Origin of the sequence: Marinifilum breve, from assembly GCF_003202155.1 — a bacterium.
Classification (GTDB): Bacteria; Bacteroidota; Bacteroidia; order Bacteroidales; family Marinifilaceae; genus Marinifilum; species Marinifilum breve.
Map to the genome: position 1 here is coordinate 1 of NZ_QFLI01000187.1, position 374 is coordinate 374.

1 protein-coding gene is annotated in these 374 nt (G+C 39.8%); it reads right to left on the reverse strand.

The window, feature by feature from the left end; genetic code table 11:
• Nucleotides 1-374: AAA family ATPase (locus tag DF185_RS23410; RefSeq protein WP_165836123.1), on the reverse strand; the 374-nt coding region annotated here is incomplete at both ends.

Below are 374 nucleotides of genomic sequence, written 5' to 3' on the forward strand. Positions count from 1 at the left end.
AACGGTTCGACCTTCTAATCCTATCTGACCATTATAATTTTTTAGAATGGTTTCATAAGAAAGCTCTGAATCAACGGACTGCGATAATAAGTGGTGGTATCCAGAATTTGTCACTTCAAGTAAAAACACCTCACGAGTTAAAACACCTAAGTTCTCACCGAATGTCTCAATATCCGGACGGATAATATTTATTGCTTCTCTTGACCGTAGGACTTTCCACATGCAGGATTTTGGAACCTCTTGCAGTACTACTGGGGAATGAGTTGCAATTATTGCTACACCATTGCGTGCATCGAGTAAGTCGCTTAATGTTCGTAAAAAAGCAGAGAGCAAAGGTGGATGCAGATGAACCTCTGGTTCATCGAATAAAACTA